Origin of the sequence: Idiomarina baltica OS145 (genome assembly GCF_000152885.1) — a bacterium.
Classification (GTDB): domain Bacteria; phylum Pseudomonadota; class Gammaproteobacteria; order Enterobacterales; family Alteromonadaceae; genus Idiomarina; species Idiomarina baltica.
The window spans coordinates 124,510-149,108 of record NZ_CH672403.1; the positions used below are offsets into that span (position 1 = coordinate 124,510).

25 protein-coding genes are annotated in these 24,599 nt (G+C 46.5%); 15 read left to right on the plus strand and 10 right to left on the minus strand.

Translation table 11 applies throughout. The features are described 5' to 3' along the window. Positions 1-471: 471 nt before the first annotated feature. The gene (locus tag OS145_RS01995; protein WP_006954331.1) at positions 472-696 is read right to left on the minus strand and encodes a hypothetical protein; all 225 of its coding nucleotides are present in this window, start codon (positions 694-696) and stop codon (positions 472-474) included. 179 nt (positions 697-875) lie between these two features. On the opposite strand from OS145_RS01995, the gene trmA reads away from it, so the two are divergent. After that, positions 876-1,982 (plus strand): tRNA (uridine(54)-C5)-methyltransferase TrmA, encoded by a 1,107-nt coding sequence (gene trmA / locus OS145_RS02000; RefSeq protein ID WP_006954332.1) that lies wholly within the window; start codon positions 876-878, stop codon positions 1,980-1,982. Here the strand turns inward: trmA and OS145_RS02005 are convergent. The 3 genes from OS145_RS02005 to efp form a co-directional block, all read right to left on the minus strand. After that, positions 1,979-2,389, minus strand: coding sequence for a MerC domain-containing protein (locus OS145_RS02005; protein WP_006954333.1), 411 nt, complete (start codon positions 2,387-2,389; stop codon positions 1,979-1,981). The two genes, trmA and OS145_RS02005, sit on opposite strands and share 4 nt — an antisense overlap. 77 nt (positions 2,390-2,466) lie before the next feature. Continuing rightward, on the minus strand, positions 2,467-3,426 hold the full coding sequence (epmA, locus tag OS145_RS02010; RefSeq protein ID WP_006954334.1) for an EF-P lysine aminoacylase EpmA: 960 nt from the start codon (positions 3,424-3,426) through the stop codon (positions 2,467-2,469). Positions 3,427-3,431: 5 nt separating this feature from the next. Beyond that, positions 3,432-4,001 carry an elongation factor P gene (efp, locus tag OS145_RS02015; protein WP_006954335.1) on the minus strand — a complete coding sequence of 190 codons (570 nt, stop codon included), beginning with the start codon at positions 3,999-4,001 and terminating at the stop codon, positions 3,432-3,434. A gap of 111 nt (positions 4,002-4,112) precedes the next feature. Between efp and epmB the strand changes: the two genes are divergently transcribed. Together epmB and OS145_RS02025 are read left to right on the plus strand one after the other, a co-directional pair. After that, positions 4,113-5,135, plus strand: a complete 1,023-nt coding sequence (gene epmB / locus OS145_RS02020) for an EF-P beta-lysylation protein EpmB (protein WP_006954336.1) — start codon at positions 4,113-4,115, stop codon at positions 5,133-5,135. 12 nt (positions 5,136-5,147) lie between these two features. Beyond that, entirely contained in the window at positions 5,148-5,468 is a 321-nt protein-coding gene (locus OS145_RS02025) for a hypothetical protein (RefSeq protein ID WP_006954337.1), read from the plus strand. Here the strand turns inward: OS145_RS02025 and OS145_RS02030 are convergent. From OS145_RS02030 to OS145_RS02040, 3 genes are all read right to left on the minus strand, one after another. Further along, on the minus strand, positions 5,443-5,976 hold the full coding sequence (locus tag OS145_RS02030; RefSeq protein WP_006954338.1) for a DUF3016 domain-containing protein: 534 nt from the start codon (positions 5,974-5,976) through the stop codon (positions 5,443-5,445). The two genes, OS145_RS02025 and OS145_RS02030, sit on opposite strands and share 26 nt — an antisense overlap. A gap of 131 nt (positions 5,977-6,107) precedes the next feature. Continuing rightward, on the minus strand, positions 6,108-7,751 hold the full coding sequence (gene groL, locus OS145_RS02035; protein WP_006954339.1) for a chaperonin GroEL: 1,644 nt from the start codon (positions 7,749-7,751) through the stop codon (positions 6,108-6,110). A gap of 47 nt (positions 7,752-7,798) precedes the next feature. Then, positions 7,799-8,089 carry a co-chaperone GroES gene (locus OS145_RS02040; RefSeq protein WP_006954340.1) on the minus strand — a complete coding sequence of 97 codons (291 nt, stop codon included), beginning with the start codon at positions 8,087-8,089 and terminating at the stop codon, positions 7,799-7,801. A gap of 141 nt (positions 8,090-8,230) precedes the next feature. On the opposite strand from OS145_RS02040, the gene cutA reads away from it, so the two are divergent. The 12 genes from cutA (at position 8,231) to OS145_RS02100 (ending at position 20,735) form a co-directional block, all read left to right on the plus strand. Then, positions 8,231-8,554 carry a divalent-cation tolerance protein CutA gene (gene cutA, locus OS145_RS02045; protein ID WP_040487585.1) on the plus strand — a complete coding sequence of 108 codons (324 nt, stop codon included), beginning with the start codon at positions 8,231-8,233 and terminating at the stop codon, positions 8,552-8,554. After that, positions 8,551-10,254: a protein-disulfide reductase DsbD gene (locus OS145_RS02050; protein WP_006954342.1), complete on the plus strand. Its 1,704-nt coding sequence runs from the start codon at positions 8,551-8,553 to the stop codon at positions 10,252-10,254. Before cutA ends, OS145_RS02050 begins: the two co-directional genes overlap by 4 nt. Positions 10,255-10,409: 155 nt before the next feature. Next, a complete protein-coding gene (aroQ, locus tag OS145_RS02055) occupies positions 10,410-10,880 on the plus strand; it encodes a type II 3-dehydroquinate dehydratase (protein WP_040487587.1) in 471 nt (156 codons plus the stop codon). A 20-nt stretch (positions 10,881-10,900) separates the two neighbouring features. After that, positions 10,901-11,356, plus strand: coding sequence for an acetyl-CoA carboxylase biotin carboxyl carrier protein (gene accB, locus OS145_RS02060; protein WP_006954347.1), 456 nt, complete (start codon positions 10,901-10,903; stop codon positions 11,354-11,356). A 20-nt stretch (positions 11,357-11,376) separates the two neighbouring features. Then, complete coding sequence (gene accC, locus OS145_RS02065; RefSeq protein WP_006954350.1) at positions 11,377-12,726, plus strand: acetyl-CoA carboxylase biotin carboxylase subunit; 1,350 nt, start codon at positions 11,377-11,379, stop codon at positions 12,724-12,726. Positions 12,727-12,729: 3 nt separating this feature from the next. Then, positions 12,730-13,611: a 50S ribosomal protein L11 methyltransferase gene (prmA, locus tag OS145_RS02070; protein WP_006954352.1), complete on the plus strand. Its 882-nt coding sequence runs from the start codon at positions 12,730-12,732 to the stop codon at positions 13,609-13,611. 125 nt (positions 13,612-13,736) lie between these two features. Further along, on the plus strand, positions 13,737-14,699 hold the full coding sequence (dusB, locus tag OS145_RS02075) for a tRNA dihydrouridine synthase DusB (RefSeq protein ID WP_006954355.1): 963 nt from the start codon (positions 13,737-13,739) through the stop codon (positions 14,697-14,699). 18 nt (positions 14,700-14,717) lie between these two features. Beyond that, positions 14,718-15,011 (plus strand): DNA-binding transcriptional regulator Fis, encoded by a 294-nt coding sequence (fis, locus tag OS145_RS02080; protein WP_006954357.1) that lies wholly within the window; start codon positions 14,718-14,720, stop codon positions 15,009-15,011. Positions 15,012-15,094: 83 nt separating this feature from the next. After that, a complete protein-coding gene (purH, locus tag OS145_RS02085) occupies positions 15,095-16,657 on the plus strand; it encodes a bifunctional phosphoribosylaminoimidazolecarboxamide formyltransferase/IMP cyclohydrolase (protein ID WP_006954359.1) in 1,563 nt (520 codons plus the stop codon). 80 nt (positions 16,658-16,737) lie between these two features. Then, positions 16,738-17,589: a class I SAM-dependent methyltransferase gene (locus tag OS145_RS02090; RefSeq protein WP_006954360.1), complete on the plus strand. Its 852-nt coding sequence runs from the start codon at positions 16,738-16,740 to the stop codon at positions 17,587-17,589. 3 nt (positions 17,590-17,592) lie between these two features. After that, positions 17,593-18,873 carry a phosphoribosylamine--glycine ligase gene (purD, locus tag OS145_RS02095; RefSeq protein ID WP_006954361.1) on the plus strand — a complete coding sequence of 427 codons (1,281 nt, stop codon included), beginning with the start codon at positions 17,593-17,595 and terminating at the stop codon, positions 18,871-18,873. Between the two features lie 110 nt (positions 18,874-18,983). Continuing rightward, the gene (locus OS145_RS02100; protein WP_006954362.1) at positions 18,984-20,735 is read left to right on the plus strand and encodes an EAL domain-containing protein; all 1,752 of its coding nucleotides are present in this window, start codon (positions 18,984-18,986) and stop codon (positions 20,733-20,735) included. Here OS145_RS02100 and OS145_RS02105 read toward each other — a convergent pair. The 3 genes from OS145_RS02105 to OS145_RS02115 all read right to left on the minus strand — a co-directional run bounded on the left by OS145_RS02105 (position 20,718) and on the right by OS145_RS02115 (position 24,482). Next, positions 20,718-21,083 carry a MaoP family protein gene (locus OS145_RS02105; RefSeq protein ID WP_006954363.1) on the minus strand — a complete coding sequence of 122 codons (366 nt, stop codon included), beginning with the start codon at positions 21,081-21,083 and terminating at the stop codon, positions 20,718-20,720. The genes OS145_RS02100 and OS145_RS02105 overlap by 18 nt on opposite strands. A gap of 124 nt (positions 21,084-21,207) precedes the next feature. Beyond that, on the minus strand, positions 21,208-22,434 hold the full coding sequence (locus OS145_RS02110; protein ID WP_006954364.1) for an Nramp family divalent metal transporter: 1,227 nt from the start codon (positions 22,432-22,434) through the stop codon (positions 21,208-21,210). Beyond that, positions 22,431-24,482 (minus strand): tetratricopeptide repeat-containing diguanylate cyclase, encoded by a 2,052-nt coding sequence (locus OS145_RS02115; RefSeq protein ID WP_006954365.1) that lies wholly within the window; start codon positions 24,480-24,482, stop codon positions 22,431-22,433. Before OS145_RS02115 ends, OS145_RS02110 begins: the two co-directional genes overlap by 4 nt. Positions 24,483-24,599: the final 117 nt, after the last annotated feature.

Genomic DNA, 24,599 nt, shown 5'->3' on the forward strand with positions numbered 1-24,599 from the left:
CTTCACACACGCGGCATGGCTGCATCAGGCTTGCGCCATTGTGCAATATTCCCCACTGCTGCCTCCATAGGAGTCTGGGCCGTGTCTCAGTCCCAGTGTGGCTGATCATCCTCTCAGAACAGCTAGGGATCGTCGCCTTGGTGAGCCTTTACCTCACCAACTAGCTAATCCCGCTTGGGCCCATCTCTAGGTGTGAGGCCCGAAGGTCCCCCACTTTGGTCCGTAGACATTATGCGGTATTAGCCACCGTTTCCAGTGGTTGTCCCCCGCCTAGAGGCAAGTTCCCAAGTATTACTCACCCGTCCGCCGCTCGTCAGCAAAGAAGCAAGCTTCTCTCTGTTACCGCTCGACTTGCATGTGTTAGGCCTGCCGCCAGCGTTCAATCTGAGCCATGATCAAACTCTTCAATTAAAAAGTTCAATCAACTCAATGAATTACGTGTGCTTGCTACCTCAGTAGCTAGACACTCATTCAAAAGTTGCAATATTTTTTGTTGCTTACTTTTGCAAGTGCCCACACAGTTTGCTTGGCTTGATATATTGTTAAAGAGCGTTTCTCAGCAGCCTTGCTGCGAGAGGTGCGTATTCTACACACCGTCAGTTTTCTGTCAACACTTTTTTGAAAAAGATTTTTTAGAAAACTTATGTTTTCGGCGACTTCGTTGTCTGCCTCAAACGTGGAGCGTATTTTAGACATTTATCTCCGTGGGTCAAGGGCTATTTTCAATGTTTTTATTCGTTTGTACAGATTCCCGTCAAATGTAAATAAACACAACACAATTAAGCCCAAATTCGTTTAATAAGTCACCAAATCGGCACTAAGCCGACAAAAATGATAAACTAAAAGCTACTAACTTAAAGCAACGCCTATTAATCATGACCTACAAAACAATCGATCCGTCCGAATACCCGCTGCAATTTGCCGAGAAGGCAAAACACTTACAGCAATTGTTGTCTCCTTACTATAAAGGAGAACTTGAACTACACGAGTCGCCACGCACTCACTACCGTATGCGTGCTGAGTTTCGAGTTTGGCATGAGCAAAACGACTTATACTACATAATGTTTAATCCCGAAACGCGGGAGAAAATCAGAATGGATGAGTTTGTTCCAGGCTCTGGGCTTATTAATACCCTGATGAAAGCGGTCAGAGACTATGTCATTGATAAGCCAATCTTGAGAAATAAGCTGTTTCAGGTAGATTTTCTTACGACTACAACCAATGAAGCAGTTATCTCCTGCTTATACCACAAACAATTAGATGCGGAATGGGAAGAGTCCGCAAAGCAAATGCATGAAACACTATCTCCAATAACTGACAAGCTTGGACTCATCGGTCGTGCAAGAAAGCAAAAGCATGTCATCGGAACCGATGAAGTAGTCGAGTGCTTGAATATTGGTAACCGTCATTGGAAAACCGTACAAACTGAAAATGCATTCACCCAACCGAATGCCGAGATCAACAAGCAAATGATAACTTGGGCAATAAATAGTGTGGGAACACCGAAACATGACTTGCTCGAGCTATATTGCGGTAACGGTAACTTCACTCTGCCACTCTCAACACAATTCGAACACGTGCTGGCTACGGAGATCAGTAAACGGTCGGTGGCTTCTGCTCAAGTGGCGACAGAAATGAACGGAATCAATAATGTTGAGTTCGTGCGCATGTCGTCAGAAGAGTTCAGTGAAGCACTCAAAGGTGACGTAGAAAAGCGAAGATTACAGAATATCGACCTGACGAGCTATGATTTTGGAACCGTACTTGTCGATCCGCCTCGCGCAGGCCTTGATGCTCTTACACTTAATGTAGTCAGTCAGTATCAAAGGATACTCTACATATCCTGTAACCCAGACACACTCATACAGAATATAAACGACCTGAGTGATAAGTTTACCGTTACAAAAGCGGCCTTATTCGACCAATTTCCTTATACACACCATATCGAAGCCGGTGTCTTGTTAGAACGAAAAACTGGCTAAACATTTTTGGCTTCAGCGAGTGGGGCATTTGCTGAAGCCATTATTTTACGTGAGCGACGTAAGTTACTGATGTGCGCGTAAATGATCAGTCCAGCGCCAACGGCAATAATAACCGGTTCTCCCCACGGACCAAGAATGTCTCGTTGCGAATATATTAATGCACCTGCGAGCAGCGGGATTAATAGAGACCACTTCCCATGCTGTTTAGCGCCGCCAATGAGCGCAGTTAGACCCACAATAACGCTGATACCTAAAATTGTGTTTTCGAGTAAATCCTCGCCTAAAAACGAGAAACCTACCAATGCAAGTAATGGGAGAATTAGAGGTAACAGCAAACAATGGATAGCACAGACCGTGGTGATCCATATACCCGCTCGATCCAGCTTTTGTTGTTTTGAATGAGTCATTTGCCCCCCTTACCTCAATGAGCCTGTTATATTATAACATACGTACATTGGTCGCAAGAGCGATCACAATTTAATCGTTAAGCTGAGGTGTATGAAAACGGAATCACGCGCTCAATTGAAGTTTCCTTTGTCTTAATCATCAGCAAACGATCAAATCCCATTGCGACACCTGCGCATGGAGGTAGCCCGTGTTCTAGCGCCGCTATTAAAAAACAATCCGCCGCGCGGTAGGGCAATTGAGCACGCTCACGTGCTGCAATATCTTTGTTGAAACGCAATGACTGCTCTACTGAATCGCTCAGTTCGTAATAACCATTGGCAAGTTCAATCCCCTCCCAATAAATTTCGAAACGTCGCGCTACGCTAGGATTTTTACTATCAATTTGGGCTAAGGCTGCCTGACTTGCAGGAAAGTGAGTAATAGCCGTTGGTTGCGATAACGATAATTGTGGCTCTACGTAAAGATTGAAAGCGACCTGCAAAATTGTATCCACATCCGACTCACTTGCCATCCAATCTTTCGTTCGCTCATCATCTTTCAAACGCTGATGAATTGCCTTTATTCCAGCCGGTGTTAGAGGGTCACACTGCATGTGTTGCAGAAAAGCATCTTGATACGTCAATTTTACTAAGGGCGGAGCGTCAGCAACTGTCATTAACAACTCACCAATCTCAGCTATCAGTTGGTCATCGTCAAAACCCACTCGATACCACTCCAGCATCATAAACTCAGGGTTATGGTGACGGCCAACCGGATCATCGCGTACCACATGGCTTAACTGATAGAGACTATGCCCATATTGCGCTAGCAAACGCTTCATCGCATATTCCGGGGAGGTTTGAAGATAACGTAAGTTGTGCTGACTATCGCGCGTACTGAGGTTTTCAATATGCCGATCGGTGACACCGTGTTGGCACAATAGTGGGGTATCGACTTCTAACACATCGCGCTCGAAAAAAAACGAACGAAGTTGCCGCAACAACTCCGCTCGTTTCTTTAATACGTTTAACGTGGCTTTTGAACGCCAGTCAGACATAGTATTTACTTCTGCACGCGTGAAACATATTCGCCTGAGCGAGTATCCACTTTAATAACTTCACCAATTTGCACGAACAACGGGACACGCACTACTGCGCCGGTGCTTAGTGTTGCAGGTTTACCACCTGTACCGGCAGTATCACCTTTTAGCCCTGGATCGGTTTCAGTAATCTCCAGCTCAACGAAATTAGGTGGTTGTACGTTAATCGGGTTACCTTCCCACAGAGTAAGCGTACATACGTCTTGCTCAACTAACCACTTTTCAGCTTCACCGACGGCTTTTGCATCCGCGGCAACTTGCTCAAAGGTTTCATTGTTCATGAAGTGCCAGAACTCACCGTCGTTATAAAGGTATGCCAACTCCAGTTCAATTACATCGGCGCCTTCCACAGACTCGCCTGATTTAAACGTTTTCTCAACGACTTTGCCACTGATGAGTTTACGGATTTTAACACGGTTAAATGCCTGACCTTTACCCGGCTTAACCATCTCGTTTTCAACGATGGAGCATGGCTCACCGTCTTGCATGATCTTTAAGCCACCTTTGAATTCGTTGGTGCTGTAATTCGCCATAAATTTTGTATCCTTGTTTCTCAATACAACTTGATTGCCGCAATAATAAACCAATCCAAGCGGTTTTTCAGGTAAAATAATGACATTAATTGTTAAATAGGGAGTCGTGCAGTGCAAACTCTTGAAGTATCAACGCGCGATGAATGGCAGCTCGAGTTGGCTAAAAGCTATAAAGATCCGCGCCAGCTGCTTACAACATTAGGGCTCGATCCCAATGCATTCAACGAGCACCTCGAAGCAAAAAAGTTGTTTTCGTTCCGTGTGCCGCGGCCCTTTGTCGAGTTGATGGAAGCTGGAAACCCACAGGACCCTCTCCTGCGACAAGTGCTACCCCTCGCTGATGAATTCACAGTAACGCCAGGGTACAGCACTGACCCACTTAATGAAGTGACCGACAAACGTGAGCATGCAGTTCCCCAAGGTCTACTTCATAAGTATGCATCGCGTGTACTACTTCTGGTTCAGGGGGCGTGCGCTATAAACTGTCGCTATTGCTTTCGTCGCCATTATCCCTATGCGGATGATGTATTACCGCGTAAACAGTTTGACGAGTGTGTCGAGTACGTTCGTCAGAATCAAGAAGTGAACGAAGTCATTTTAAGTGGCGGCGACCCGCTGTTTGCCAATGATGGATACCTCATCGAACTCGCCGATAAATTGGCCGAACTAAAACAAATAAAACGGTTGCGCATTCACTCTCGCCTGCCGGTGGTATTGCCACAACGTTTAACCGAACGTCTTGCGACGCATTTAACCCAGCGCTTCGAGCAAGTGATATTGGTGATACACGCCAACCACGCTAATGAGATCGGAAGTTCGCTTAAACAGCACCTAGCAACATGGCGACAACGTGGTGTCACATTACTGAATCAAAGCGTCTTATTAAAAGCAATCAATGACGACGCAGACTCACTCTCACAACTCAGCGAAAGGCTTTTCGATGCGTCTGTGTTACCCTATTACCTACACCAACTCGACCCGGTTCAAGGAGCTGCGCATTTTGCAATTAGCGACGCGCGCGCACGTGAACTTTGGCAACAAATTAACGCCAGACTGCCTGGGTTTTTAGTCCCCAAGCTCGTTCGCGAAATTCCTAACCGAGACAGTAAAACACCCATCATGCCAAGCGAATGAGGAAAACCAAAGATGAGTGAAGCAATTGATCGCGTTGACAAACAGTTACAAGAACACCTGCGCGTACTCTATCGACAAGTTGTCGACGCGGACCAGTATTTAGATGATTTAAGAGAACAGGGCAAAGCTAAATTTGACAGTATCTTTGTTGAACAAACAGCTTTCGAAACCAAAGGCAATCGCTTTCAGCCTTATCTCCAAGAAGTGACAAAAAATGTAGAAGCCTGGCAACTGGAGCGTGACAATGAAGCGTTGTTGAAAACCATTGTCGAACAACTCCAGCTACTAACAGAGACGTTGGCACGCCTTAAGCAGATCCGCCAGGCTGGTTAGCCTTAATTTGCTCGGAGAAGGTTTCTCTGAACCACTCTTCGAGCATCTTATGTTCATAGTAGTTAATATCTCGATTACGTTTAATCGAGGCCATACTATCCATATCAAAACCCATATCTTTTACAACAACAGAGTTCTCTTTAATAACCTGCCCTTGCGCGTCAGTTAGCTTGTAAGTCAAGTTAATACGCGGAAAATCAATAGGTCGTACAACACGAATATAAGATGTTGCGCTTTGACCAAAGGTCGGCTCGATCCGACCGGTTAAATCCACATCCGTAACCGTTACCTCAAGCGTTTGCTTTTCTGGCAATAAACTCGCTAATTCATTAAACTTCTCAGTGAAATCTTCTTTTGTCTTCTCTTGGAAACGCGACTCAATGCCTGTAGCCGGCGAAAAGTCGGTGTACTTCTCAACATCCTTGAACGTTACTTTAGCCTCGCCCGCAAACACAGACGTTGCAATAAGTGATAACGGAATCAACGATGTAACCCATATCCTTTTCATAATCACCTCCATAGGTAATTGACTCACAAGATTTGACTACAATATAACCAAAAGATTCCCTGATTACATAAACAAACAAAAAAAGAGCCCCGAAGGGCTCTTTATTAAGTGTTCATGGGGTGAACGACAGATTACATCATGCCGCCCATACCGCCCATGCCACCCATGTCGCCCATACCACCCGCAGACTCATCGTCTTTAGGGATTTCGGCAACCATTGCTTCGGTCGTGATCATCAATGAACCAACCGATGCAGCAAATTGCAGTGCAGAGCGAGTAACTTTAGTTGGGTCAAGGATACCCATCTCTAGCATGTCACCGTAGGTGTCATTACCTGCGTTGTAGCCGAAGTTACCTTCACCTTCACGTACGCGGTTTGCAACAACAGACGCTTCAGCACCTGCGTTATATGCGATTTGACGCAGTGGTGCTTCCATCGCACGTAGCATCATGCGAATACCTACGTTTTGCTCTTCATTGTCGCCGGTTAATTCCGCTAGCTTGCTTGCAGCGCGAACCAAGGCAACGCCACCACCCGGTACAACACCTTCTTCAACCGCAGCACGAGTTGCGTGCAACGCGTCTTCCACTCGAGCTTTCTTCTCTTTCATCTCAACTTCAGTTGCTGCGCCAACTTTAATTACCGCAACACCGCCAGCGAGTTTCGCAAGACGCTCTTGTAGTTTCTCACGGTCGTAATCAGATGAAGTTTCTTCCATCTGTTGTTTGATTTGCGTGACACGACCTTCAATCGCAGCGTCATCACCATTACCATCAACAACAGTGGTGTTGTCTTTAGTAATAACAACACGTTTAGCAGTACCCAAGTCTTCGAGCTGAGTTTTTTCAAGCTCCATGCCGATTTCTTCAGAAACGACGGTACCACCGGTCAATACCGCGATGTCTTGAAGCATAGCTTTACGACGATCGCCGAAACCAGGTGCCTTAACAGCCGCAACTTTTACAATGCCGCGCATGTTGTTAACAACCAAGGTCGCCAACGCTTCGCCTTCAACGTCCTCAGCGATAATAAGCAATGGCTTACCTGCTTTCGATACGCCTTCAAGTACAGGCAGTAATTCACGAATGTTCGATACTTTCTTATCAACCAACAAGATGAATGGGTTGTCGAGTTCAACAGAGCCGCTTTCTTGGTTATTGATGAAGTAAGGAGACAAGTAACCACGGTCGAACTGCATACCTTCGACAACATCAAGCTCGTCTTGCAGCGCTTGACCTTCTTCAACGGTAATAACGCCTTCCTGACCGACTTTATCCATCGCCTTAGCAATGATTTCTCCAATGGTGCTATCAGAGTTAGCTGAGATAGTACCTACTTGTGCAATGGCTTTGCTGTCAGCACAAGGTTGAGAGATCTTCTTCAGTTCTTCGACAGCGGCAGTAACTGCTTTATCGATACCGCGCTTCAGATCCATTGGGTTCATACCCGCTGCAACTGCTTTCACGCCTTCGTTTACGATAGCTTGTGCTAAAACCGTTGCAGTGGTTGTACCGTCGCCTGCTTCGTCGTTAGCTTTAGAGGCAACCTCTTTAACCATCTGCGCGCCCATGTTTTCGAACTTGTCTTCAAGCTCGATTTCTTTCGCTACAGAAACACCATCTTTAGTGATGGTTGGTGCGCCGAATGATTTATCTAGAACAACGTTACGGCCTTTAGGACCTAAGGTCACTTTAACCGCGTCTGCAAGGGTGTTTACACCTTTCAACATTCTTTGACGCGCGTTATTGCCAAATTTTACTTCTTTTGCTGCCATTTTTTGATTCCTCTTAACTGTACTCTTAGAGACTGTTTAGATTCGGCTTACTCTTGGATAGCCAAGATGTCGCTTTCGCTCATGATCAGGTATTCTTCGCCGTCAATTTTTTCAGTCTTAACGCCGTACCCTTCATTGAAAAGCACTTTGTCACCCACTTTCACGTCAAGTGGACGTACTTCACCGCTCTCTAAGATGCGTCCGTTGCCAACGGCAACGACTTCACCACGCGTTGATTTTTCTGCTGCTGAGCCAGTTAGAACGATACCGCCTGCCGATTTAGCCTCGACTTCGATACGCTTGATAATGACTCGGTCGTGTAAAGGACGAAGTTTCATTTCTCGATAACTCCTTAACCTATTGTTGTTGATAAAACCCACTGAGTGGGCGTTTAAATTTAGTCGTGACCTTTAAATGGGGTATGATTTTCTGTTATCAAGGTTTGCAAGAAAATTTTTTTCATCATATTCGAGGTGAACATGACTACCCCCATCCGCATGGTTTACACCACTACCGACGATGGCGAAGTTGCTGATAGACTAGCCAAAACAATGATTGAGCGACGTCTAGCCGCCTGCGTAAAAATCGTGCCCAAGGTGAGTTCTTACTATCGCTGGGAGGATAAAGTTCAGTGCGACAGCGAATACTGGTTGGTGATTAAAACCCATCATTGGCAGGTCGCAAACCTTAAGCAGTTTATCAGCGAACAGCACAACTATGATTCACCCGAGTTTATCGTTACAGAAATCGTTGATGGACTTGAGTCATACTTGGACTGGGTTGAGGTACAAACCAAACCATGAAAAAAATATGTTCGACTTTCCTATTTGCGCTAATCAGTTGGAACCTACTCACGGCCAATGCCGTCGCCCAAAGTAGTAATATCTTTGACCAGCAGCCGGAGTTTTTAACGGTCGATCAAGCCTTTAATGTTCAGGTACTTAGTGAAAAGCCACTCACTGTTGGCATTGAGATCCAGCCTGGCTATTACTTGTATCAGCACGCGTTTAAACTCACACCTGCATCGGCTCTTAATCGACCTATCGAGTACCCTCCTGCGGAATCACACGTCGATGAGTTCTTTGGTGAGAGTCAGGTTTACCGAAACTATGTCGAACTGACTTACTCACTCAATGCAGGTGTCAACGAGGTGACCTTTCACTACCAGGGTTGCGCCGACGCCGGCTTATGCTATCCGCCCGAAACACGCACTATTGGTGTTCAAAGTGATACCAATGAGCCCATTAAGGCGGCATCTAATCCTACGGAAAACAACCAGGTTGAACAGGTCGACCTCGCCACCTTAGGTTTATTTTTTCTATTAGGTATCGGACTCGCCTTTACTCCGTGCGTATTCCCAATGTATCCAATCATCTCCGCGACAGTTGTTGGAGACAAACCAAAAACACTTAAAAACCTCGTCTTTCTTGCCTTCATTTATGTGCAGGGAATGGCTATCACCTATTCGTTGCTAGGACTTATCGTTGCTTCAATGGGGATGCAATTTCAGGCTTATTTCCAACACCCAGCCATCATTGCCACCTTAGCAATTGCCTTCGCGATTTTTGCCATGAGCATGTTGGATATTATCAACCTACAACTACCGTCGGGTTGGCAATCACGACTAGACCAAATCAGTAGAAACCAAAGCGGCGGTCGAATTGCCGGTGTATTTTCCATCGGCGTGATTTCCGGGTTAGTCGCTTCACCCTGCACGACCGCGCCATTGAGTGGGGCATTGCTGTTCGTTGCACAAACTGGCGAATGGCTCTCTGGCGCTATACTATTGTACGCCCTGAGTTTAGGCATGGGCTTACCACTAATCGTTTTCGCCGCATCCGGTGGAAGGTTACTACCGAAAGCCGGCGCTTGGATGAATATCATCAAGCACTTGCTCGGCTGGTTGCTATTAGCTGCTGTGGTTTTCTTATTAGAGCGCCTGTTTAACGACACAGTAAGCTTCTTTTTATGGCTTACTTACTTTGTCGGTTTAGCGGTGTATATGGGACGACATATTAACGATTTGAAGCATTCGTTAAGCCGCGCTTTACTCTACCTACTGGTAACGGCGACAGCCGTCGCTGGTGGCTATTGGCAAGTCGATAAGTATTACTCTGTTAAACAAACTCACGGTTTTTTCACTCAGGTTGAAACGCGAGCAGCGCTTGAGCAACAGCTGAATAACGCACGCCAATCTCAGCAGTGGGTGATGGTCGATCTTTATGCAGATTGGTGCGTTGCGTGCAAGGAGTTTGAGCAATATACCTTTTCACGCCGTTCAGTACAGAGTGCACTCAGCGAATTCAAAAAATTGCAAATAGACGTCACGGCAAATACCGCGGAACACAAGCAACTACTCAGCGACTATCAAGTACTGGGATTACCAACGCTTTTATTCTTCTCCCCAAATGGCGAGGAGCTCAAGCAGTGGCGTGTAACCGGCTTTTTGGATGAAGATGCGTTCAATGAACATTTACAAAAGATGAAAGACACTGCAAACTAGAGTTTGCGGCGAAAATCGCTGATAAGACCAGTATTTTACTGCAAACTAGCATAACTCAACTATAATGCAGAAAGTTTTGTCAAAATGGCGGTTAAATTGTACTGAACCGTCATTAATCTTTGACTTTTAACATGTTCGTAACTTTTGGCGGCAATATGCAAAACACTTCTCGACAAAAAAAGCATATTTTGGTTTTAAACGGCCCTAACTTGAACTTATTAGGAAGCCGTGAGCCCAATATATACGGACATGAAACGCTTAAAGATGTTGAACAGTTACTTCAAACACAAGCGAATACGCTCGATGTAACGCTCGAGTGCAAGCAAAGCAATCGCGAATATGAACTGATCGAATGGGTACACGCAGCGGCTAACAAATCCCAGATGATCATCATTAATCCGGGCGCATTCGCGCATACCAGCGTAGCGCTAAGAGATGCATTGCTTGGCGTGGGAATACCTTTTTACGAAGTACACATCTCCAATATTTATCGTCGCGAAGCGTTTCGACATCACTCATATTTGGCAGATATAGCCGAGGGTGTCATTAGCGGCTTCGGGATTTACGGTTACGAGCTGGCGTTAGCTGCGGCTAATCGGCTCATCGATTCAACTCTAGAAAAATAAATTAGAGGTTAAACAGCACCATGGATATCCGCAAGATTAAGAAGCTCATTGAGTTAGTTGAAGAATCGGGCATTTCGGAATTAGAAATTACAGAAGGCGAAGAGTCTGTTCGCATTAACCGCTACAGCCCGCAACCAGCGCAAGCACCTATCCAATACAGTGCCGCGCCTCAACAAGCAGCTCCTGCACCGGCAGCACCGCAAAGTTCTGACAGCGCGCCGGCTGAGTCAGAGGAAATCTCAGGACATATCGTTCGCTCACCAATGGTAGGCACCTTCTATGAAGCACCCTCACCAGACGCAAGTCCATTCGTGACTGTCGGCTCACGTGTTAATGCAGGTGACACGCTGTGTATCGTTGAAGCGATGAAAATGATGAACCAAATCGAAGCCGATAAGAGTGGCGTTATTAAGCAAATCTTGGTCGAAAACGAAGAACCCGTTGAATTTGACCAACCTCTGTTCGTCATTGAATAAGATTAAACCGGGAACGCATCATGTTAGATAAAGTGGTCATAGCAAACCGCGGTGAGATTGCACTTCGCATTCTGCGCGCGTGTAAAGAGCTAGGCATCAAAACGGTCGCTGTTCATTCAACGGTCGACCGTAACTTAAAGCACGTCTTATTAGCGGATGAAGCGATATGTATCGGTAAAGCGCCCGCAGCTGAGAGTTATCTCGATATTCCGAGAATTATCAGTGCCGCTGAAATTACCGACGCCGCCGCTATTCACCCAGGCTACGGCTTTCTTGCTGAAAATGCTGATTTTGCTGAGCAGGTGGAAAAATCAGGTTTTGTTTTCGTAGGTCCTACGGCAGACGTGATTCGCTTAATGGGCGATAAAGTATCAGCCATTAAAGCCATGAAAAAGGCGGGAGTACCTTGTGTACCGGGTTCAGACGGCCCGTTGGACGACGACGATGAGCGCAACATTAAATTAGCAAAACGCATCGGTTATCCAATCATCATCAAAGCAGCTGGCGGTGGTGGCGGTCGTGGTATGCGTGTTGTCCGTCAAGAGAGTGAACTACTCAGTGCTATTCGCATGACTCAAAACGAGGCGCGCGCGGCCTTTGGCAACCCAGTTGTCTACATGGAGAAATTCCTTGAAAACCCGCGTCACGTTGAGGTGCAGGTATTGGCCGATGGCCAAGGTAATGCGGTCCACTTAGGTGAGCGCGATTGCTCCATGCAGCGTCGCCACCAAAAAGTAGTCGAAGAAGCGCCTGCCCCAGGTATTACGCCAGAAATGCGTAAGTTCATCGGCGAGCGTTGTGCCAAAGCGTGTATCGAAATCGGCTACCGCGGCGCTGGTACCTTCGAGTTCTTGTACGAAAACGGTGAGTTTTACTTCATCGAAATGAACACACGGATTCAGGTGGAGCACCCCGTTACCGAAATGGTCACAGGTATCGATTTGATCAAAGAACAACTGCGTATTGCCGCGGGTCGTCAACTATCTTTCAATCAGGAAGATGTGGTGATTCGAGGTCACGCAGTTGAGTGCCGTATCAATGCGGAGGACCCTGAGACCTTTGTGCCTTCGCCGGGCCAAATTACTCGCTTCCACTCACCGGGTGGGTTTGGTGTGCGTTGGGATTCACACGTATATGCAGAATATAAAGTGCCTCCTAACTATGATTCGATGATCGGCAAACTAATAACATACGGTGAAAACCGTGACATCGCTATCGCTCGTATGCGTAATGCGTTGAACGAGCTGATTATCGAAAACATTAAAACCAATATTCCATTGCAAAAGTCGATCATGGCTGACGAAAACTTCCAACACGGTGGTACCAATATTCACTACCTTGAGAAGAAACTTGGCCTTGGGGGTCACTAAACAGTGCCCTGGATTCAACTGACATTATCAAGTTCAGAAGAGCATGCCCCCCAAGTGGGTGACATGCTCATGGCCAACGGTGCACAAGCGGTGACTTATCGCGATGGTGCTGACACGCCAATTTTCGAGCCGCCACTGGGCGAGGTCTTACTATGGCAACATACCTTAGTGACTGGCTTATTCGATGCCGATATCGATATGAAGCCTGTCGTAGCTAACTTAGAGAAAGCTAAAGTTCTACCCAAACCACTGCAGTACAAACTCGATGGACTTGAAGACAAAGACTGGGAACTCGAATGGATGGATAACTTTCATCCCATTCAGTTTGGTAGACGGCTATGGATCTGCCCAAGTTGGCGCGATATTCCAGAGCCCGATGCCGTCAATATATTGCTTGATCCCGGCATGGCATTTGGTACAGGGACTCACCCGACGACGGCGATGTGTCTCGAATGGCTTGATGCTCATGTAAAAGGTAACGAGCAGATAGTGGACTTTGGTTGCGGTTCTGGAATCTTGGGTATTGCCGCGCTTAAACTGGGTTCTGCTCATGCGCTAGGCATTGATATCGATAAGCAAGCACTTATATCGACACAAGAAAATGCTGAGCGCAATCATGTCGCCGATAAATTTGACGTCTACTTGCCTGAACAGCACCCAAACCTTCAAGCTGATATTGTATTAGCTAATGTACTTGCTGGTCCGTTGCGTGAATTAGCTCATGTTATCAAAGAGTTCGTGAAACCAGGTGGGCGTCTCGTGCTATCAGGCATACTCGCACGCCAAGCGCAATCAGTCATGGATGCTTATGCGCCGGAAATCAAATTTGAAACACCAACTCAACAAGATGAATGGATCATGTTGGCAGGATACCGCGCAGAGTGACTCTGCGCGACTTTTGTCAATAGTAAAAAATTAAAAAAAGACCAAATTTGCATACTTTTTAGCCTTTCCTTTATCCCATAAATTCCATAAAATTCTCTCCCTTTTCGCTGAGTAGTTTTTGACCGATGCGGATTGGACCATATTCTTTACCTAATAACCTGATTTTAGCGCCAATGGCCGGGGTCACTGACCAGCCGTTCCGACAGCTTTGCTATAAGCTCGGTGCTGGCATGACAGTGTCAGAGATGCTGTCGAGTAACCCGAAGGTATGGCAAACAGACAAATCGATGCAACGCATGGATCACTCTGGTGAATTAGGTATCCGGTCGGTACAAATTGCAGGTTCTGAGCCTGAGTTGATGGCACAGGCAGCGAAAATAAATGTCAGCCAAGGCGCTCAGATTATTGATATCAATATGGGCTGCCCGGCAAAAAAAGTAAATAAAAAGCTCGCGGGGTCGGCATTAATGCAGCACCCCGCGCTTGTAGAAAGCATTTTAACAGCAGTGGTTGAGGCGGTTGATGTACCCGTGACTTTAAAAACAAGGACGGGTTGGAACCTAGACCACAAAAATGGAATTGAAATCGCTCAAATAGCCGAACGTTGCGGTATTCAGGCGTTAGCCGTACATGGACGCACACGCGCCTGCATGTATAAAGGTGAAGCAGAATACAACACCATTCGTGCGATTAAAGAGACAATATCAATTCCTGTCATTGCTAACGGAGATATTACGTCGCCCGAGCAAGCAGCACACGTGCTTAGATACACGGGAGCCGACGCCATCATGATTGGACGTGGTGCGCAAGGTAACCCTTGGATATTTAAGCAAATACAGTACTTCCTTGAGTACGGAGAGCACTTACAAGCACCTCCGCTCGACGAAGTCGCCCACACTGTCGTAGAGCATGTGAAAGCCTTACATCAGTTTTACGGCGAATACAAAGGTGTGCGAATCGCTCGTAAGCACGTTGGCTGGTATCTCAATGAGCGTCCCAATGGGCGCGAGTTTCGCCAAGCGTTTAACGGTATTGAAGAAGCTGAACAGCAGATTAATACCTTGGAACATTATTTTTTGTCACTGTAGGAAAGAGATAAGCGCATTATGTTTGATCAAAACCCAAATCGTGAGAACACGTCTCCTTTAACCACTATTGGAAATAACTCACAACCTAAGCCGTTACGTGACTCAGTCAAACAAGCTATCAACAGCTTCTTACGTCAACTCGACGGTCAAGATCCAGAAGAGCTGTATGAGCTTGTTTTATCCGAAGTGGAAGCACCACTGCTCGAAGAAGTCATGACCTATACTCGAGGGAATCAAACGCGCGCGGCCACCATGCTTGGCATCAATCGTGGAACTTTACGCAAAAAGTTGAAGAAATACGGCATGAATTAATTGCCTATTCTCTAAGAGCGCCTTCTGGCGCTCTTTTTTTTACTACACTGTCCATTAATTGTAATTAAAATTAAGGCTCTATAATGACGACCCCAGCTATCAAACGTGCTCTTTTAAGTGTTTCAGATAAAACCGGTATCGTGGAGTTTGCCAAGCAGTTAGCATCACGTGGTGTAGAACTCCTATCTACAGGCGGTACCGCAAAACTGTTACGAGACTCTGGCCTTACTGTTACCGATGTCTCTGATCACACCGGACACCCTGAAATTATGGATGGTCGTGTAAAAACGCTTCACCCAAAGGTTCATGGTGGAATCTTAGGTCGTCGCGATGTCGATCAGGCGGTCATGGATACTCACGGTATCGCACCTATCGACATGGTTGTTGTTAACTTATATCCATTCGCTAAAACTGTCGCAAAAACGGATTGCAGTTTTGAGGATGCGATCGAAAATATCGATATTGGCGGTCCTACCATGGTTCGTGCGGCAGCAAAAAACCATAAAGATGTGACGATAGTGGTTAACAGTGATGACTATGAACTTGTTATCGCTGACATGGAGCAAAACAACGGCGCAGTATCCGCAAAGAAACGCTTTGAACTCGCCGTATCAGCCTTTGAGCATACAGCCCAATACGATGGCATGATCGCAAACTACTTAGGTGGTCGTCTACGTGATGAAGCAGCATTTCCGCGCACCTATAACCTCCAGTTCAATCACAAGCAAAGCCTACGCTACGGCGAGAATAGCCACCAACAGGCCGCATTTTATACCGAACAAGATGCCCCTGAAGGAACTGTCTCGAGCGCAACCCAACTACAAGGCAAAGCGTTGTCATTTAACAACATCGCGGACACCGACGCCGCACTCGAATGCGTAAAAAGCTTTGTTGAGCCAGCTTGCGTCATCGTCAAACATGCTAATCCTTGTGGCGTTGCTGTCGCAGACACCATTGAACAGGCTTATCAACGCGCCTTTAAAACCGACCCCACATCCGCTTTTGGCGGCATTATCGCGTTTAACCGCCCGCTTGACGAAGCCACCGCTAAAGCAATCATCGACCAACAGTTTGTCGAAGTGATTATTGCGCCTTCGGTCAGTGAGGCTGCACAGAACGTTATCGAATCGAAGAAAAATGTCCGTTTATTGGCGTGTGGAGAGTGGTCGCAGTCAACCGAGCAATGGGACTACAAACGTGTTGCTGGCGGCCTATTAGTTCAAGAAGCAGACGCGCAAGACGTGGATGAGTCACAGTTACGCGTCGTTTCAAAAGTTGCGCCAACCGATGAGCAAATGGCCGATCTGCGTTTCTGTTGGAAAGTGGCTAAATTTGTAAAATCTAACGCGATTGTCTATGCCAAAGACGGCGCGACAATCGGTGTTGGCGCAGGTCAAATGAGCCGCGTTTATAGTGCAAAAATAGCGGGCATAAAAGCCAACGACGAAGGTCTCAATGTGCCAGGCTCTGTTATGGCTTCTGACGCGTTCTTTCCATTCCGCGATGGTATCGATGCCGCTGCGGAAGCGGGCATTAAAGCGATTATTCAGCCAGGTGGCTCTATTCGTGACGAAGAAATTATTGCGGCTGCCGATGAACATGGCATTGCAATGGTATTTACGGGAATGCGCCATTTCCGTCATTAATCCGTAGGTAATAGTTAGACAGATTTGCAGCCCTGCCTTAGCAGGCCTAATCTATCTTCAACAACTACGGAGGAAGCAAAATGAAAACAAAATTGATGTTATCAATTGCCACGGCACTGACTTTAAGTGCTTGCGGGCAAGCGTCGAACGAGGGTTCAGTCGGCTCTAGCATGACGTTAGAAAAGGCCGTTCAAGACGACAGCCGCACGGAACGCTATGTAAAGCGTGACGAAGCTCGTCATCCTGTTGAAACCCTCGAGTTTTTTGAGCTCGCTCCAACCATGACAGTGGTTGAGATCTGGCCAGGCGGTGGCTACTACACAGAAATTCTGGCGCCTTACTTAAGCGAAAGCGGTCAGCTCTACGCTGCGCACTTTCCGCAAAACTCGGGTAGCGACTATTACCAACGATCATTAGAAAAGTTTACGGATCGTATCCAAACCGAAGCGGTGTTCGGTAATGTCGAAATCACCGAGTTTGCACCACTGACTGATTTGGAAAGCGACATTGCGCCGCCTAACAGCGCTGACCGCGTACTGACATTCCGTAACTTACATAACTGGTACATGAGCGGCGGTGAAGAAGCAGTACGTGACGCATTCAAGCAGTTTTGGCGTGCGTTGAAGCCAGACGGTATTTTAGGTGTTGTTGATCATCGCCTACCAAAGGATGCGAGCGCTGATGCGATGGCAGAATCGGGATATATTCATCAACAATGGGTTATTGATATCGCTGAACAAGCAGGTTTTGAGCTTGTTGAAGCCAGTGAAATTAATGCCAACCCCAAAGATACGGCAGACCATCCTAATGGTGTCTGGAACCTACCACCTACATTAAATGTTAATGAAGGTGATGATGCCGAGATATACAAAGCGATTGGCGAGAGCGATCGCTTCACACTGAAGTTTAGAAAACCAACAACACAAAGGTAACACATGAAGATATTGGTAGTTGGTGGCGGTGGTCGCGAGCATGCGCTCGCATGGAAAGCCGCCCAGTCAAAACAAGTCACTGAGGTTTTTGTTGCACCGGGCAACGCGGGAACAGCCGATGAAGCGAACCTTAAAAATGTCAGCATCAGTGCTGAAGACATCGAAGGGTTAGCTGACTTTGCCCAAAAGAATGCGGTCGATCTCACCATTGTTGGTCCTGAGGCGCCGTTGGTAAAAGGTATCGTTGACCTGTTCCAGTCGCGTAAACTTGCGATTTTTGGTCCCTCTGCTGCAGCCGCACAACTCGAGGGCTCAAAATCGTTCAGTAAGGACTTTTTGGCACGTCACAACATTCCTACAGCCGCATACGATACCTTTACGGATATTGCGGCGGCTAAAAGCTATGTACGTGACAACCAACTACCTATCGTCATAAAGGCAGACGGCTTAGCAGCAGGCAAAGGTGTCATTATTGCTGAAACTCTTGAGCAAGCAGACGCAGCAATCGACGATATGTTAGCTGGCAATAAATTCGGTGAAGCGGGCAGCCGTGTGGTCATCGAAGAATTCCTCACAGGCGAAGAGGCTTCATTTATCGTTATCGCCGATGGTAAAACAGCAGTCGCTTTTGCATCGAGTCAAGATCATAAAGCGCGCGATGACGGTGATAAGGGTCCTAATACCGGTGGTATGGGGGCTTATTCTCCCGCTCCTGTTGTCACCGATGAAGTCCACGAATGGGTTATGCAGCACGTCATTCAGCCCACCATCGACGGTATGGCAGCGGAAGGTACACCTTATGTTGGTTTCCTTTATGCTGGTTTAATGGTTGCTCCAGATGGTTCTGCCAAAGTGTTAGAGTACAACTGTCGCTTTGGTGATCCCGAAACACAGCCCATCATGATGCGCATGCGCTCAGATCTGGTTGAACTTTGCGAAAAGGCAATTACAGGTCAATTGGCGGGTGCTTCAGCTCGCTTTGATGAACGCACCGCAGTAGGCGTAGTGATGGCGGCTGGTGGTTACCCTGAATCCTATCACAAGGGTGATGAAATTAAGGGGATTCCCGAAGCTACGGAATCGTACAAAGTTTTTCATGCTGGCACAAAATATGAGCAAGGCCGTTTGTTAACAAATGGCGGTCGTGTGTTGTGTTGTGTTGCGCTTGGCGATGACGTCCAGCAAGCACAGCTTGAAGCATATCAATTAGTTAAACATATTCATTGGGATAATGTTTATTACCGCAATGATATTGCACATCACGCTATTAAACGTCTCGGTTAATAGCCATTTTAAAAGGCGGCTGCCTCAGCCGCTTTTTAAACCTTCTGTCACAAATTCGTCACTCAAATGAGATAAATTAACGCCATCGTTAATCAGTCAGCTCACAATGCATGTCGAATCGGGACGTCTTATTAGAACTCATTGAACATGATCGTTTATCACCACTCTTTCAACCAATTTTTGACAATGCATCACAAACGATCCTCGGGTATGAAGCACTTATTCGCGGCCCTGCTGGCCACTTGCTTGAGTTTCCTGACCAGTTATTTAAGGTTGCACAAGAAGAAGAGCTTCTATCAGAGCTCGAATTAGCCTGCCGCAACGCAGCCATTCAACGCTTTGTCCAACTTGAGACAGACGCCAAGTTATTTCTCAATGTAAATCCCAACGTACTTAAAGATGAGAGTCACCCAACAGGCAGCACCCTGCGACTTTCAGAACTGCATGGGTTAGCACCGGAGCGCATCATTATTGAGCTATCCGAACGTTACCCTATCGATGATACCGACTTACTATCTGAAGCTATTACACATTATCGGGCGCTTGGGTTGCGTGTGGCTATCGATGATCTGGGCGCGGGCTATTCGGGGCTGAAATTATGGTCAGAGCTACAACCTGATTTCGTTAAAATCGATCGCTACTTTATAAAAGAACTCCAACATGATGCGACTAAAAAGGAATTCGTTCAGTCAATTATCAACCTTGCTCGTAACCTAAACGCAAAAGTCATTGCCGAGGGGATCGAAACTCACGCCGAATTAAAGCAGTTGAATGAGATGGGTATCCATTTGTATCAAGGTTTTTATCTCTGTCGGCCCGTTCAAAGCCCGCCCATACACCCGGATTCGCAACTGATAGAGCGTATTGCCAGCTCTCACCGACCTAATGGCGATACCATTGCTCAGTTAGCTAAAGATGCTCCTAGCATTCCATCGACGACAAAAGCGCACGTGGCGCTTGACCTATTCACTAATGACAAGCAACTCACCGCAATCCCCGTTGTCGACAACAGTAAGCCGGTAGGCATGTTGCGCCGCGAAGCCATCATGGAATTATTCTCGGGGTCTTACGGGCGTGCACTATACGCCAATAAAGATGTCAGTCGAGTGATGGATAAAAACCCCATGATAGTGGACTGGCTGACGCCTATTGACTTGGTTAGTAACAAAGTGACCGATGATTTTGATGTTGATATCTACAAACAATTTATCGTTACGCAAAATGGTCGATTTCAGGGCATTGCCTCTATCCGCGACCTTTTGCGACGCATCACCGAAGTAAAAGTTCAGAATGCACGCTACGCCAACCCGCTGACACTATTACCCGGAAATGTGCCGATACACCGCACTATCTCCCAGTACCTCGATGAAAACAAAGCTTTTGAAGTCGCCTACTTTGACCTAAACAACTTCAAACCCTATAACGACGTGTACGGCTATTCGAAAGGCGACCGCGTGATATCTTGGGTAGGCGATTTATTACGCGAACTATTCGCTGAGAGTCATCACTTTATCGGACATATCGGTGGCGACGATTTCGTCACGATTTCGCCCGCGAATATCGCCAATAAGAATAAATACCATGGGGTAATCGAGCGCTTCGAGGAAAAAGTCAATGATTTTTATGCGACAGCTGACCAGAAACGACAATACATTTTGGCCAATGATAGAACGGGCGAGCGAGTGCAGTTTCCACTATTAGGCATCGCTATTGGTATCGTACAACCCGATTGCTCTCGCTGTAACTCGTATCACGACGTTTCTGATTTAGCGGCAGAAGCAAAGAAGCGTGCAAAACAACAACAAAAAAGCGCCTGCTTTTTTAGTCACAGACGCTTTCCTCAATTAATCCTCGACGATTAAGTCATCTTCACTGTCAGTGGAATAACCGAAATCTTCATCGGATAATTTACCTTTACCATACATACTGGCCACCTTAGGGCGGTGTATGCGTGCTTGGTATTTTGCCCAAGCCTTTTCAACAACGGTTACGGGCGCTTGTTCACCACGAGCCGATGCGAGCAACGAAATATCTTCATCGCAGCCAGGCGTTAATTCACCCTGCAATAAAGCAGTGATTAAACAGCCATATTGAGTCAGTGCGTCACTTTCTCGGATGGAAAAATCCCCAGAGCGAGAGAAACCATAGGGATAATTGCGGAAATCGTTAAACGGTTTTCTCAATAAAAATTCACGTGTAATTGCGGTCATGGCAAGCCCTTCCTACAGACTAAAACCTAACAAAAAGTCTGTCGCCTATAACGACAATGACGATATAGATGTAGAAAGAAAGTTTGTCAACGAAAAATTTATTTTTAACCGCAATTATCTATAACTAACTTGTGATGGACAGCCAGACATGATGCAAACTTTTCCAGCTCAGCAAGATACTGGTTAACATGATGATGGCTGCGAATGCATTACCCACGACACTGTTTTTCATGCGCCCCATCGTCGACTGGTTACATAGCCACCAAATAAAGCCGACGATAACCGGAAGTAAAATACCGTTAGCAACTTGAGCAAACCAGATCACTTTAATCGGCGATAGATCGAGGCTACTAATGACAACACCTAGCACTAGAATCGTTGCCCAAATGGCACGAAACGCAAAGCCTGTTAATGATTGCTTCCACCCCATGATGCCACATAGCGCATAAGCAGATGCGAGTGGCGCAGTGGTGGCTGATGAAATACCCGCGGCACATAAGCCAAGCGCCATTAAGTACTTCGCTGAGTCGCCGAACAGTGGCGCTAAGGCAACAGCAAGATCGCCGGCGGACTCAATAACGATACCTTGGGCAAAAAAGGCGCTCGCCGCCGTGGCTAATATCGCCATGGAAATTAAACCGCCTAATGGAATCGAGATAAACGTATCGATCCGAGCCTGTTTTACTCCGTCATCACCGGACCATTTATTTGCCACCGACGCGCTATGAAGAAACAAGTTGTAAGGCACCACGGTAGTTCCGACCAGCGCGATAACGGTGATAATACTGTCCGAAGGCCAGCGCCAGCGCAGCAGACTATCGGCAACACCGAGCCAGTTTGGGTCGGTCAGCAAAAAAGTGCCGATAAACGCGAGGCTCATTAACAAAACCAGCGTAATCAGCGCATATTCGATAAACTTGGCTTTGCCTTGCCAAAGAATAGCGGCTGCTAATACGCCAAAAACTAACGGCCCCCCCTGAGCAAACCAATCCGACAATAACGGTACTTGCCCTAGCACTTCCTGTGCACCGAGTGTAGCGCCCGATAAGTTACCGCCTTGGTAAACACTGTTACCAACCACGATGGCGGCAATAATAAGTGTGAAGAAAAGAATACGAAGCCAAGGCGAGGTCATTTGGGAACGGATATTTTCACCGAGCCCTTTGCCCGTAATAACGCCAATACGCGACGCCATCTCTTGCAGAACAGCGCAAATGACAGTGGAAAGCATCAATGCCCATAACAGCGCATAGCCAAATTCCGCGCCAGCAAGTGAAGCGGTGACAACCGTTCCAGGACCAATAAAAGCAGCCGCAACAAGCGCGCCTGGCCCAAACTGCGACAACTTCACTCAGCGTCCTCGAGAAACTCTAAAACTAACCAGTTTTCCTCTATCGCTGCATCCGAATTGTTAATTAAGTCGTCCATATGAGCATGTCCTCGCTCTGTTAAACCCATTACACCAACAGCGCAATGACGACCACGTGCTTTGCCCGAGTAGAGTGCGAGGTCAGCCAGTTTCAATGCACTTTCCCAATCAAGTTCAGACTCACTAAAATGACTGAATGGCAGCACTATGAACCCTACCGTCGCACTGACCTCGATCGATTGCTTCGACGTTTGTACGGGCTCCGCTGACACTGCGTGTTGAATACGCTGAACCAGGGTCACCAGTTGTTGCTGCGTGACTCTATTAAAACAAAATAAGAACTCCTCACCTCCCCAACGCACGAGACTATCATCTTCACGACAAAGCTCGCGTAGGCGTTGACTCATCTCCACCAGGACCTCGTCTCCAGTGTGATGCCCGAAGGTGTCATTTATCTTTTTAAAGTTATCAATATCGAGCAAAACCAAACCCATCGAGGTCGCGACATTTTTAGTCTTTCGGGCTTCCATTGTTAGTTGCATGGAACGGCGGTTTTCGAGTCCTGTCAGTGGATCTCGTTTGGTTTGTTCCGATAGCGCAACATTGGCTTGTTGTAGCTTACGATTGGATTCCTTAACTTTTCTATAAAGCAGTAAAAGCGTAAAAAATACAAATCCACCCAGCACGATAGCTAGCCATGTAATAACGGTTTGCTGACGGTTATTTTCTATGATTTGCTCACTTAACTTATTTCGTTGCTCCAGTAAGTCGATGCGTTGCGCCTTGTCGCGATTATCGTATAGCGCCTGCATCTCGGCTAATGCCTTGCTTTGCGAGTTTTGTAGAATTTTTTCTCGGATCGACTGGCGCTCTTTTAATGCTGCTGCTTGCTCTTTATAACGCCCCATAAGCTCGTATGCTTGCGCCAACTCTTTTAATGTTTGCTCGAGCGCACTGGATTGTTCGGTATCACGAAAATAGTCAACAACACGCTTCATCTGCTGCAGACCTAGGCTATCTCCTTGCTTCACAGCAATAAAACCTAAGTTAAACTCAACGGTGCGAATCATATCGCCGTAGTCAAGCGACTGCGCTAATTCTAATGCTTCTTGTAAGTGGGACTTAGCCTTATCAAGTTGCTGTAAACGCATGTACGAGTCACCAAAATTATTCAGCACGATCGCTCTTTGATAAGGAAAGTTTTCAGTGTAAGCATAAGCCTTTTTCAAGGCGTTTAGACCTTTCTCGTGATCACCTAAACTGATGTACGCATAATATTGTGTAAACCAGAGCTCATAAGAAAGCGCAGGAAATGCATTCCCCTCCATCTCAACGAGTGCTTCCTGTGAGGTTTTTAAGGCGAGATCCCATTGCTCCAATCGTATCTGAATATCAGCAATGGAAGATTTCAAATAAAGCCGACGACGAAGTTGATTAATGCCCTGCATATGATCGAGTGCCGACTGGGCTTTAATTAAGTAAGCAAGCGCCACCTCATAGCGACTCCACTGCGTATATAGACTAGAAAGCAAGTTATAGGCGTAGTAATTAATACGCGGACTGGTGACTTTAGGCATTATTGCTTCAAGGTCCGGAACCTTAACAAACGCTTCATCGACCTTATCTGCAATGACTAAAAGATCGATTCTATTCGCAAGTAGTTCGGCTTGAAGGTTTGCATCATGACTCTTTTTCACCTCATCCGCCAGGCTATCAAGAATTGAGTTCGCCTCATCATAGCGCTCAGCATAGGCAAACTCAGAGGCCCAATAACTTAACGCGCGCAACCGTGTAGCGAGTGGAGTTGCGGGAGACAAACTATCAACAATCGGCTTCAAATAAGCTTTGCCATCAAAATCGTCAGCCTGAGACTGATTAAGATAGTCGTCCAGCTTCGACTGTACCGATTTATTCGACTCGGCTTCAGCGGTCTGAGCTTCGACTAAAGACGCATAGCCGATGAGGGCAAAGCTCAGTAACAATAGACAAAGTGCTTGCGAGAATGACTGTTGAGTTTTGGCAAATTTCACGGATATGCGTCCAACTTTTTGTTATATTTTTGTGTAAGCGGCGACATTGTATACGATTTTGCAACATCCTGTAACAGTTTAGCCTATTTAGCGCACAATCTAAATAATGACGGTTCC

Coding starts and splice junctions, on each gene's coding strand:
- OS145_RS01995 (WP_006954331.1), bottom strand. CDS start 696: ATGTCTAAAATACGCTCCACGTTTGAGGCAGACAACGAAGTCGCCGAA.
- trmA (WP_006954332.1), top strand. CDS start 876: ATGACCTACAAAACAATCGATCCGTCCGAATACCCGCTGCAATTTGCC.
- OS145_RS02005 (WP_006954333.1), bottom strand. CDS start 2,389: ATGACTCATTCAAAACAACAAAAGCTGGATCGAGCGGGTATATGGATC.
- epmA (WP_006954334.1), bottom strand. CDS start 3,426: ATGTCTGACTGGCGTTCAAAAGCCACGTTAAACGTATTAAAGAAACGA.
- efp (WP_006954335.1), bottom strand. CDS start 4,001: ATGGCGAATTACAGCACCAACGAATTCAAAGGTGGCTTAAAGATCATG.
- OS145_RS02025 (WP_006954337.1), top strand. CDS start 5,148: ATGAGTGAAGCAATTGATCGCGTTGACAAACAGTTACAAGAACACCTG.
- OS145_RS02030 (WP_006954338.1), bottom strand. CDS start 5,976: ATGAAAAGGATATGGGTTACATCGTTGATTCCGTTATCACTTATTGCA.
- groL (WP_006954339.1), bottom strand. CDS start 7,751: ATGGCAGCAAAAGAAGTAAAATTTGGCAATAACGCGCGTCAAAGAATG.
- OS145_RS02040 (WP_006954340.1), bottom strand. CDS start 8,089: ATGAAACTTCGTCCTTTACACGACCGAGTCATTATCAAGCGTATCGAA.
- cutA (WP_040487585.1), top strand. CDS start 8,231: ATGACTACCCCCATCCGCATGGTTTACACCACTACCGACGATGGCGAA.
- OS145_RS02050 (WP_006954342.1), top strand. CDS start 8,551: ATGAAAAAAATATGTTCGACTTTCCTATTTGCGCTAATCAGTTGGAAC.
- aroQ (WP_040487587.1), top strand. CDS start 10,410: ATGCAAAACACTTCTCGACAAAAAAAGCATATTTTGGTTTTAAACGGC.
- accB (WP_006954347.1), top strand. CDS start 10,901: ATGGATATCCGCAAGATTAAGAAGCTCATTGAGTTAGTTGAAGAATCG.
- accC (WP_006954350.1), top strand. CDS start 11,377: ATGTTAGATAAAGTGGTCATAGCAAACCGCGGTGAGATTGCACTTCGC.
- dusB (WP_006954355.1), top strand. CDS start 13,737: ATGCGGATTGGACCATATTCTTTACCTAATAACCTGATTTTAGCGCCA.
- fis (WP_006954357.1), top strand. CDS start 14,718: ATGTTTGATCAAAACCCAAATCGTGAGAACACGTCTCCTTTAACCACT.
- purH (WP_006954359.1), top strand. CDS start 15,095: ATGACGACCCCAGCTATCAAACGTGCTCTTTTAAGTGTTTCAGATAAA.
- OS145_RS02090 (WP_006954360.1), top strand. CDS start 16,738: ATGAAAACAAAATTGATGTTATCAATTGCCACGGCACTGACTTTAAGT.
- purD (WP_006954361.1), top strand. CDS start 17,593: ATGAAGATATTGGTAGTTGGTGGCGGTGGTCGCGAGCATGCGCTCGCA.
- OS145_RS02100 (WP_006954362.1), top strand. CDS start 18,984: ATGTCGAATCGGGACGTCTTATTAGAACTCATTGAACATGATCGTTTA.
- OS145_RS02105 (WP_006954363.1), bottom strand. CDS start 21,083: ATGACCGCAATTACACGTGAATTTTTATTGAGAAAACCGTTTAACGAT.